The sequence below is a fragment of the Streptomyces niphimycinicus genome (genome assembly GCF_018883605.1).
GTDB lineage: Bacteria > Actinomycetota > Actinomycetes > Streptomycetales > Streptomycetaceae > Streptomyces > Streptomyces niphimycinicus.
Map to the genome: position 1 here is coordinate 18,149 of NZ_JAHLEM010000143.1, position 10,358 is coordinate 28,506.

A 10,358-nucleotide genomic window follows, 5' to 3' on the forward strand; every position below is an offset into this window, starting at 1 on the left:
CGGGGCCCTCTTCGTATGCTCTTTGCGGGGCGGCTGCGCGTGCGGGGCGCCTACGCGCTCTTCTCGTGCCGCTCGCCCGGCTCGGTGCCCCGGGTGCGGGGCACCAGTGTGGGATTCACATTGGAGTGCACGACGTCCTCGGTGATGACGACGCGGGCCACGTCCTTACGGGACGGCACCTCGTACATCGCCGACATCAGCACTTCCTCGATGATGGCGCGCAGGCCCCGGGCCCCGGTGCCGCGCAGGATCGCCTGGTCGGCGATGGCCTCCAGGGCCGGACGGTCGAAGTCCAGCTCCACACCGTCGAGTTCGAACAGCCGCTGGTACTGCTTCACCAGCGCGTTCCGCGGCTCGACGAGGATCTGAAGCAGCGCCTCGCGGTCCAGGTTGTGGACCGAGGTGATGACCGGGAGACGGCCGATGAATTCCGGGATCATTCCGAACTTCACCAGGTCCTCGGGCATGACCTCCTGGAACTGGTCGCTCGCCTCGATCTCGCGCTTGGAGCGGATCGTGGCGCCGAAGCCGATGCCCTTGGCACCCGCCCGCGACTCGATGATCTTCTCCAGACCGGCGAAGGCACCGCCCACGATGAACAGCACATTCGTGGTGTCGATCTGGATGAACTCCTGATGCGGATGTTTCCGGCCGCCCTGCGGCGGCACCGACGCCGTGGTCCCTTCCAGGATCTTCAGCAGCGCCTGCTGAACGCCCTCGCCGGAGACATCGCGGGTGATCGAGGGGTTCTCGCTCTTACGGGCCACCTTGTCGATCTCGTCGATGTAGATGATGCCCGTCTCGGCCTTCTTGACGTCGTAGTCGGCGGCCTGGATCAGCTTGAGGAGGATGTTCTCCACGTCCTCGCCGACATAGCCCGCCTCGGTGAGCGCGGTGGCGTCGGCGATGGCGAAGGGGACGTTGAGCATCCGGGCGAGGGTCTGCGCCAGCAGGGTCTTGCCGGAGCCGGTGGGGCCGAGCAGCAGAATGTTGGACTTCGCCAACTCGATGCCGTCGTCCCGGCTGTGACCGCCGTTCTCGCCCGCCTGGACCCGCTTGTAGTGGTTGTAGACGGCGACCGAGAGGGCCTTCTTGGCGGCCTCCTGGCCGACCACATAGCCCTCGAGGAATTCATAGATCTCGCGCGGCTTGGGGAGTTCCTCCCAGCGCACTTCGGAGGTCTCGGCGAGCTCCTCCTCGATGATCTCGTTGCAGAGATCGATGCATTCATCGCAGATGTACACACCCGGGCCCGCGATGAGCTTCTTCACCTGCTTCTGGCTCTTCCCGCAGAACGAGCACTTGAGCAGGTCGCCGCCGTCACCGATGCGTGCCACGAGGTGCTTCCCCTTCGCCTTGGATCCGCTTTGCTGCGCGGAACCGGGTGCTTGCGCTGCGCTTTCTGCTTCTTTTCCCGTGGGCCGGGGCCCTCAGCCCTCTACGACGGTACCTTGCCGGGCCCCCGGTTCGGGCCCCCCTTGGACCTACTCGGTCCAAGGGAGGTGTCGCCACCGAAGATTCAGCCGAGACCGACCGACGTCTTGCGGGTGGAAACGATCTGGTCGACAAGACCGTACGCCAGGGACTCCTCGGCCGTGAGGATCTTGTCCCGCTCGATATCGTCGCGGATCTTCTCGATGGGCGTGGTGGAGTGCTTGGCCAGCATCTCCTCGAGCTGCGAGCGCATCCGCAGGATCTCGTTGGCCGCGATCTCCAGGTCGGAGACCTGACCACGCCCGGTCTCACTGTACGGCTGGTGGATCAGGATGCGGGCATTGGGCAGGGCCATCCGCTTGCCCGGCGTACCGGCGGCGAGCAGCACGGCCGCGGCGGACGCCGCCTGGCCCATGCAGACCGTCTGGATGTCGGGCTTGACGAACTGCATCGTGTCGTAGATGGCGGTCAGCGCGGTGAACGAGCCGCCGGGAGAGTTGATGTAGACCGAAATGTCGCGGTCCGGGTCCATCGACTCCAGGCACAGGAGCTGCGCCATCACGTCGTTGGCCGAGGCGTCGTCGATCTGGACGCCCAGGAAGATCACGCGCTCCTCGAAGAGCTTCGCGTACGGGTCGTACTCGCGGATGCCCTGGGAGGTGCGCTCGACGAAACGCGGAACGACATAGCGGGATTCGGCCATCGGGCCGTTGTACAGGCCGCTGCCGGGGAAGTTGCTCATCTGGGTCTTCACCATCCTGTGGCGATCTGGGGGCTGGAGGTCGGCTACGGGACGGCGGGACTCAGGCCCCGGTGCCGCCCCCGCCCGGAACGCTGGAGGCGGACGTCATGACGTCGTCGACCAGGCCGTACTCCTTGGCCTCCTGGGCGGAGAACCAGCGGTCGCGGTCGGAGTCACGGACGATCTGCTCAACCGTCTGGCCGGTGTGGAAGGAGGTCAGCTCGGCCATGCGCTTCTTGGTGTGCAGCAGCCGCTCGGCGTGAATCTTGATGTCCGAGGCGGAACCCGCCAGACCCGCGGAGGGCTGGTGGATCAGGATCTCGGCATTGGGCAGCGCGAAACGCTTGCCCGGGGTGCCCGCGCTCAGCAGGAACTGCCCCATCGAGGCGGCGAGGCCCATCGCGATGGTGACCACGTCGTTCTGGATGTACTGCATGGTGTCGTAGATCGCCATGCCGGCCGAGATCGAGCCGCCCGGAGAGTTGATGTAGAGGTAGATGTCCTTGTCCGGATCGGCGGCGAGCAGAAGAAGCTGAGCCGTGATCTTGTTGGCGATGTCGTCGTCGACCGGCTGGCCGAGGAAGATGATCCGCTCGCCGAGCAGCCGGTTGTAGACCTGGTCGCCGAGGCCACCGACGGTCGGCTCGCCGGCGGCGGAAGGCATCGTATTCGTCACGTATCCACCTGCTCGTCTCTGACGGCTGACTGGCCGTCTCAGCGTCTTCTTCTGGGGTGCGGGGGTGTGGCCGCCGGTGCGGCCCCGGCGGGCTTGCGAGACTCCCCTGCCCTCGTATCTACGGACCCTAACGCGCTGGTCGGCGGGCGCCATCCCGCATCAGGAACTGTTCGCTCTGAGCGCATGTTCCGGCGCCGGACCGGCATCGCGGAACACGAACGGGCCCGGACGCGTGCAGACGTTCGGGCCCGTTCGTACGGGCTGGAGCGGACCGGGATCAGCTCTCGGCCTTCTCCTGCTTCTCCTGGGACTCCTCGGCGGCCTCGGCCTCGGCGGGCGCCTCGACGGCCTCGGAGGTGGCCTCGACCGTCTCGCCGGTCTCGTCCTCCTCGTCGTCCAGGTCGACGGTCTCGCCCTTGTCGTCGACGACCTTGGCGGCCTCGACCACGACGGCCAGCGCCTTGCCGCGGGCGACCTCGCCGACGAGCATCGGCACCTGGCCGCCCTCGACGACGGCCTGGGCGAACTGGTCCGGGCTCATGCCGGAGGACTGCGCACGGCGCATGAGGTGCTCGGTGAGCTCCTCCTGGCCGACCGAGAGCTGCTCCTTGTTGACCAGCTCGTCGAGGACGAACTGGGTCCGGATGCCCTTCTCGGCCTGCTCCTTGAGCTCGGCGTCGAACTCCTCGGCGGTCTTGTCCTGCATTTGCAGGTAGGACTCGAGGTTCAGGCCCATCTGACCGAGCTGGTGGTGCTCGAGGTTGTGCTTACGGGTGTTGATCTCTTCCTCGAGAAGCTTCTCGGGGATCGGCACCTCGACCAGCTCCAGCAGGGCGTCCAGCACCTTCTCCTGGGCCTGGGTGGCCTGCTCGAACTTCTTCGACCGCTCCAGGCGCGTACGGCTGTCCGCGCGCAGCTCCTCGAGGGTGTCGAACTCGCTGGCCAACTGGGCGAAGTCGTCGTCGAGCTCCGGCAGCTCACGGGCCTTGACCTCGGACACCTTGACCGAGACCTCGGCCTCCTTGCCCTGGGCGGAGCCGCCCTTGAGCTCGGAGGTGAAGGTGGCCTCGCCACCCGCCTCCAGGCCGGTCACAGCCTCGTCGATGCCGTCCAGCAGCTCGCCGGAGCCGATGGTGTAGGTGACGCCGGTGGCGACACCGTCCTCCAGGACCTCGCCCTCGACCTTGGCCTCGAGGTCGATCACGACGATGTCGCCCTCGGCGGCGGCGCGCTCCACCGGGCTGGTGGTGGCGAACCGCTCACGGAGCTGCTCGACGGACTTGTCGAGGTCCTCGTCCGAGACCTCGACGGCGTCGACGGTGACCTCGATACCGGAGTAGTCCGGGATCTCGATCGTCGGGCGGATGTCGACCTCGGCGGTGAAGGTCAGCAGCTCGTTGTCCTTGAGCTCGGTGATGTCCACCTCGGGCTGGCCGAGCGGGTTCAGCTCACCCTCGTTGACCGCGTCGGTGTAGAACTTCGGGAGCGCCTCGTTGACGGCCTCTTCCAGGACGGCGCCACGACCGAACCGCTGGTCGATGATGCGGGCCGGGATCTTGCCCTTACGGAACCCAGGCACCGTGACCTGCTGGTTGATCTTCTTGTACGCCGCGTCGAGGCTGGGCTTGAGCTCCTCGAAGGGCACCTCGACAGTGAGCCGAACCCGGGTCGGGTTCAGGTTCTCCACGGCGCTCTTCACGGTTCGGTCTCCTTGGGGGCTGACGTGTGGTGTTCAGCTACGGTGCGCTGTCGCGTCGCAGCGGATTCGCGTCCGGTTAAAAAGACACAGACACGCAGCTTGCATAGTAACCGCAAGCATGACGAGCCCCACAACGCGATCTTGACGCCTGTGGATGGTCGGGGTGGCCGGATTCGAACCGACGACCTTCCGCTCCCAAAGCGGACGCGCTACCAAGCTGCGCCACACCCCGTCGGTGCGACACGTAGGGTACATGCCCGCGGACCCCCCGGCTGCCGGTTATTCGACTGGTGGGCAAGGGTGTGCGGGGAACGGTGGAGAACCGCTACGATGCATCTCGTGCCGCGATCCGGGTGATCATGCCTGGGCGGAGGTGTCCGGGTGACCGGTGCGTCCGTGTACGCGGCGTGTGCGGGCGTAGCTCAATGGTAGAGCCCCAGTCTTCCAAACTGGCTACGCGGGTTCGATTCCCGTCGCCCGCTCCACTGCTTTCGGCCCGGCCCGGGGAACTCCCCGGAGCCGGGCCGTTTGCGTATGCGCACACGCCCGGGCATCCGCGCCCCCGTGACGCGGGGCGCGGATGCCTCGGGGGCCGAGTCGGGCGGCGTCAGGGGTTGATGTCGGCAAGCGCCTCGGCGGCCGAGTCGAGGAACTTCTGGATGTCCGGCGCGACGTTGGACGAGGCGAGCAGGAACCCGAAGAGGATCGCGACGAGGGCAGGACCCCACTTGACCCGGCCATTCCGGATCATTATCACCAGGATGATGCCCACCAGCAGCACCAATGACAGGGAAATGGCCACAACATCCCACCCTCAGTCGCACACGTCTCACAGGCCCCGGAAGCACGCGACCACGCACACCCCCGCAGCCACCATCGTGCCATCAACTCCCCCCGTTCAGCAGCGGGATGGAGCGATATACGGTCACGCGTGCACACGCCACCCACCCCTCCGGCACCCAGCCGGTATCCGCTCATTCAAAGGGGACCGGGTGATACTGCCCACAACTCGGCGGGACGCCCGGACGATTAATTCCGACCGCTCCGGATGATCTCGGGCGGGAATTCGGAATTCGCCCGGCGATCACTCGACAGGGTGACAAAACATCAATGAATCAGACATTCCGCCAGAGCCCCCTGCGGGGCATATGCCCCAATTAAGTAGGATGAAAGCGGTCAGAACGGGCGGTCTGGGCCGGGATATCGAATGATCGCATCGCTTTGTCGACTCCCCATCGACTTCCCGGAGTCGACTATCGGCCGTGATGCGAAGAGCATGAACGGAAAGCAAACAGAACGAGGTTTTACGCAATACAGGTTTGAGCGCTATCGTGCCTCAGATGTTTCACGCTGCCATGACTCCCCCACGCGCAGTGAGGTCCCGGGTGGTCTCCCCCAGTTCCTGGTGGGAGGGCCTGTGACCAACTCCCTGCGCCCGCACGGTTATCAGCGGACCCCGCTCCCCCAGGAGGCGGCGCCCACTCCCCCCACACAGCGGGCCGAAGAGCCAGGGCAGCAGGCGTCCACCCCGCCCGCCCCCAGCGCCGCCGCCGGGCAGCAGCCCAAGCAGCGGGACGCGTTCTTCGACAACGCGAAGTACCTCGCGATCGTGCTGGTCGCGATGGCCCACTCCTGGGAGCCGCTGACCGACTCCAGCCGCACCGCGGAAGCGCTGTACATGGTCGTGTACACCTTCCATATGCCGGCCTTCATCGTGATCTCCGGCTACTTCTCGCGCAGCTTCGACATGCGGCCGGACCGGCTCAAGCGGCTGATCACCGGCGTAGCGGTGCCCTACGTGATCTTCGAGGTCGCGTACACGCTGTTCAAGCGCTGGGCGGACGACGATCCGACGTACGACTTCAGCCTGCTCGACCCCTGGTACCTCACCTGGTTCCTGATCGCGCTGTTCGTATGGCGGCTGTCCACTCCGCTCTGGAAGCTGGTGCGCTGGCCGATCCCGCTCTCGCTCGCGGTCGCCACCCTCGCCGCCGTCTCGCCCGACATCGGTGACGACCTGGACATGCAGCGGGTGCTCCAGTTCCTGCCGTTCTTCGTCCTCGGCCTGTGCATGAAGCCCGAGCACTTCCAGATGGTCCGCCGCCGCTCCGTGCGGATCGCGTCCGTGCCGATCTTCGCGTGCGCCCTGGTGTTCGCCTACTGGGCGGCGCCGCGGATGACCTCCGTGTGGTTCTACCACCGCGACAGCGTCCAGGAGCTGGGCGCGCCGCCGTGGACCGGCCCGGTGATGACGCTCGCCCTCTTCGGCTGCTCGGTCGTGCTGGTGAGCTGCTTCTTCGCCTGGGTGCCGCGGCGGCACATGTGGTTCACGGTGCTGGGCGCCGGGACGCTGTACGGCTATCTGCTGCACGGCTTCCTCGCCAAGGGCTCCCGCTTCTGGGGCTGGTTCGACCACGAGTGGCTGCACAAACCGCTGGGGGAGATCACGGTCACGGTCATCGCCGCCTCCGTGGTCACCGTGCTGTGCACGCCTCCCGTGCAGCGGATCTTCCGCTTCGCCATGGAGCCGAAGATGGCCTGGGCCTTCCGCAAGGACCCCGCCGAACAGGCCCGCAGCCGTACGACGACGGCGGCCTAGCGCTCCGCTGGAAGTGTCACGATGCGTCGTCGGCCGACTGCGGCGCCGTCGTGGCTGATCGCGCCCACGCGGCGGAGCCGCACATCGACACGGCCCCGCGCCCCTTCGGGGCGCTGCCCGAACCGTGGCGGACTTCCTCCGACCTGCTGAACGCGCCAACGGCCGCCACGAGCCGAAGGGCTGGCCCGCGGATTCCGCGGGCCAGCCCTTCTCAGCTCGTCTACGGCTCAAGGCGTGCAGCTCACGGCTTCGGCGTCGTACGGCGCAGCGCCGCACGGGCCGGGAGCGCCGTCGCCGCGAGGCCCAGCACTACGGCGGCGCCCGCGAAGCCCGCGTAGGTGAGCGGCGGCACATACGGGTCCTCGCCGGTCAGGCCGCGCATCATCGGCACCAGCGTGGCCAGGGCGATCGCCGTGCCCAGGGCGATGCCCGCCGTGGCCACCAGCAGCGCCTCCCAGCGCACCATCCCGAGCACCTGCCGCCGGGTGGTGCCGATCAGCCGCAGGGTGCCCAGTTCGCGGCGGCGGTCCAGCACGGTCATCACCAGGGTGTTGACGGCGGCTACGGCGGCGAAGCCGCCGAGGACGGCCGCCATGACGGTGTTGGCCCAGGCGTTCAGCTTCCGGTCCTCGTTCTGGGCCGCCGCGTAGCCGTCCCGGTCGGTGACCTGCTCACCGAGCCGGCCGAGCGCCGCCGCGACGGCCTTACGGTCGGCATCTTCGTCGTCCCGCACCAGCACATCGCTGTCGAACGCCGACGTCATATGGCCGGCCAGCGCCGTACGGGGGACGGTGAGCTCGGCGATGCCCAGCCCGCGCCCGTAGATCGCGACCACGGTGGGCGAGATCCTCGTACCGTCCGGGAGGTGGAGGGCGAGCCGGTGGCCGACCCGGGCGTGGGCCGCCTTCGCCAGGAGCGCGTCGACGGCCACCCGGCCCGGCCCCAGGGCGGCCAGGCGGCCCTCACGGACGTCCAGGTCCTGTACGGCCGCCACATCGCGGCCGCTCCCCGAGACGCCCTGCGCCGAGGCGGTCCGCAGCCAGCGGCCGTCGCCCGAGCCCACCGGGACCAGCACCCCCGTGCGCAGCAGCCCCACCGACGCGGCCACGCCCCGTACGGAGCCGGCGCGGGCCGCGGTACCGGAGGGGAGCCCGTCCGGGGCGGAGATCACCTGGTCGGCGACGATGCCCGCCCGCCGCTGGCGGTCGCCCGCGTGGTCCTCGCTGGTGTGCATGAACACCAGCGTCGAGGCGAAGGCCATGGCCAGCACGATCGGGGTGATCGCCGAGGCCAGGCGGCGGGCGTTGGCCCGGCTGTTGGCCTCGGCCAGATGGGCCGACGCGGGCCCCGCGCGCAGCGGCAGACCGATCAGCCAGGCGCACAGCCGGGCGATGACCGGGCCGAGCAGGGCCACGGCGAGCATGAACAGCATCACGACTCCGAGCGCGGCGTTGGCCGCGTCGTCGCCGGAGGCGGCGGTGGCGACGCCGGTCATGACGATGCCGCCGACGAGGGCCGCGACGCCGAGGACCGTACGGATCACACCGGGCCGCAGCCGTTCGACGGCCGCCTCGCCGAGCGCCCGCCCGGGCGGGATCCGCGCCGGGCGGCGGGCGGCCATCAGGCCCGCCAGGAGCGAGGTGAGAAGGCCGGCGCCGACGGCGGTGACGAGCGGAATCCAGGAGACGGAGAGTTCCACGGGCCCGGGGATGGCGCCCTTCTCCTTGAGCTGTCCGAACCACCAGTGGGCGAGCGCGTATCCGGGCAGCAGCCCGGCCGCGCCCGCGAGCGGGGCGACCAGCAGCGCCTCGGCCGCGACGGAGCGGCGGATCTGGCGCGGGGTGGCGCCGATCGCCCGCAGCAGGGCCACCTCGCGGCCGCGCTGGCCGACGGAGAGGGCGACGGTGCCCGCGGTGGTGAAGACGGCGACGGCGGTCGCGATACCGCCGAAGGAACCGCCGAGCCCCATCAGCGTCTCTCTGGCGTTCGCGAGCGCGGGCTCCTCGATGGCGCCCCGGCCGCCGCCGGTGTGCACGCGCGGGGAGTGCGCCGCGCCCTTCACGGTCCGCTTCAGACGGGCGGCCAGCCGGTCCGGGGCGGTGCCGGGGCGGGGGCGGACGAGGACGGCGTCCACGGTGGTGGGATGGCCGCTCAGCGCCCGGGCCCGGCGGTCGGTGAACCACGCCGTAAGGCCGTCACCTTCGGCGCCGCCCGCCTTACGGGTCACACCGGAGACCCGGAACGTGTGGCGGCCGTCCGGCGCCGTCACGGTGATCCGGCCACCGACGCCGGTGCCCGCCGCACGGGCGGCCCCGGGGCTGAGGACGGCCTCGCCGTCCCGGGGCGCCGTGCCCGAGGCGAGCGCCGCCCCCGTGAAGGGCGCCGCACCCCAGCCATGGCCGGTGAGCGCCCCATGGGCGGTGCGCAGGGGGAAGGTCATATCCGGGGCCGCGGCCGCGGCCCCGGGGGTGCGGGCGGCGGTGGCCACCAGGGAGGCGTCGAGCCGGGCGCGGTCGGGGACCGGCTCGGATTCGTCCGAGCGGCCGTCGCCGTGACCGATGACGTAGTGCACCCGCTGGTCGGCGGCGACCACGACGGGGGCGTTCGCATAGCGCTGCGGCGGTACGGAGGCCCGGATCCCGGTCTCCAGCAGGATGCCGCACGCGGAGACGATCGCCGCGGCCACGGCCAGGGCGATGAAGGTGCCCGCGAAGGCGGACGGCTTGAAGCGGACGGCGGCGCGGGCCAGTCCGTTGGTGAGCGGCCTCACCGGACCCCCTCCGCGGCCCAGGCCGTGGCGGGGGCCGTGGCCGGGGCCGGAGTGCGGGCGGTGAGGCGGGTCATCCGCTCGGCGATCTCATGGGCCGGGGCCCGGCGGAGCCGGTCGGCGATCGCGCCGTCGGCGAGGAAGAGCACGCGGTCGGCGTAGCTCGCGGCGACCGGGTCGTGCGTGACCATCACGACGGTCGCGCCCAGCGCGTCCACGGCCTGCCGCAGGAGGGTGAGCACCTCGGCGGCGGTGTTGGTGTCCAGGGCGCCGGTCGGCTCGTCGGCGAAGACGACATCGGGGCGGGTGACCAGGGCGCGGGCGATGGCCACCCGCTGCTGCTGGCCGCCGGAGAGCTCACCGGGCCGCCGCCTGGTCTGCTCCCCCAGCCCGACCTGGGCGAGCACCTCACGGGCCCGGTGGCGGTCGGGGCGGGCGCCC

8 protein-coding genes and 2 tRNA genes are annotated in these 10,358 nt (G+C 69.7%); 2 read left to right on the forward strand and 8 right to left on the reverse strand.

Annotated elements, in window-relative coordinates:
* Positions 1 to 50 precede the first annotated feature (50 nt).
* The 5 genes from clpX to KN815_RS14775 form a co-directional block, all read right to left on the reverse strand.
* Positions 51 to 1,337 (reverse strand): ATP-dependent Clp protease ATP-binding subunit ClpX, encoded by a 1,287-nt coding sequence (gene clpX / locus KN815_RS14755; RefSeq protein ID WP_059145704.1) that lies wholly within the window; start codon positions 1,335 to 1,337, stop codon positions 51 to 53.
* A gap of 182 nt (positions 1,338 to 1,519) precedes the next feature.
* A complete protein-coding gene (locus tag KN815_RS14760) occupies positions 1,520 to 2,176 on the reverse strand; it encodes an ATP-dependent Clp protease proteolytic subunit (RefSeq protein WP_020871330.1) in 657 nt (218 codons plus the stop codon).
* 61 nt (positions 2,177 to 2,237) lie between these two features.
* Positions 2,238 to 2,852 carry an ATP-dependent Clp protease proteolytic subunit gene (locus KN815_RS14765; protein ID WP_161561328.1) on the reverse strand — a complete coding sequence of 205 codons (615 nt, stop codon included), beginning with the start codon at positions 2,850 to 2,852 and terminating at the stop codon, positions 2,238 to 2,240.
* A 277-nt stretch (positions 2,853 to 3,129) separates the two neighbouring features.
* Entirely contained in the window at positions 3,130 to 4,551 is a 1,422-nt protein-coding gene (gene tig / locus KN815_RS14770) for a trigger factor (protein WP_216342401.1), read from the reverse strand.
* A gap of 155 nt (positions 4,552 to 4,706) precedes the next feature.
* Positions 4,707 to 4,783, reverse strand: a tRNA-Pro gene (locus KN815_RS14775).
* Between the two features lie 179 nt (positions 4,784 to 4,962).
* On the opposite strand from KN815_RS14775, the gene KN815_RS14780 reads away from it, so the two are divergent.
* Positions 4,963 to 5,036: transfer RNA gene (locus KN815_RS14780), tRNA-Gly, on the forward strand.
* Positions 5,037 to 5,158: 122 nt separating this feature from the next.
* Here the strand turns inward: KN815_RS14780 and KN815_RS14785 are convergent.
* Complete coding sequence (locus tag KN815_RS14785; RefSeq protein ID WP_216342402.1) at positions 5,159 to 5,353, reverse strand: hypothetical protein; 195 nt, start codon at positions 5,351 to 5,353, stop codon at positions 5,159 to 5,161.
* A gap of 615 nt (positions 5,354 to 5,968) precedes the next feature.
* Here KN815_RS14785 and KN815_RS14790 point away from each other — a divergent pair.
* Entirely contained in the window at positions 5,969 to 7,150 is a 1,182-nt protein-coding gene (locus tag KN815_RS14790) for an acyltransferase family protein (RefSeq protein ID WP_216342403.1), read from the forward strand.
* A 241-nt stretch (positions 7,151 to 7,391) separates the two neighbouring features.
* On the opposite strand, the gene KN815_RS14795 is transcribed toward KN815_RS14790, so the two are convergent.
* Both KN815_RS14795 and KN815_RS14800 read right to left on the reverse strand, forming a co-directional pair.
* Positions 7,392 to 9,920: an ABC transporter permease gene (locus tag KN815_RS14795; RefSeq protein WP_216342404.1), complete on the reverse strand. Its 2,529-nt coding sequence runs from the start codon at positions 9,918 to 9,920 to the stop codon at positions 7,392 to 7,394.
* Positions 9,917 to 10,358: ABC transporter ATP-binding protein (locus tag KN815_RS14800; protein WP_216342405.1), on the reverse strand; the 442-nt coding region annotated here is incomplete at its 5' end. The genes KN815_RS14800 and KN815_RS14795, both read right to left, overlap by 4 nt.

Coding starts and splice junctions, on each gene's coding strand:
- KN815_RS14760 (WP_020871330.1), bottom strand. CDS start 2,176: ATGAGCAACTTCCCCGGCAGCGGCCTGTACAACGGCCCGATGGCCGAA.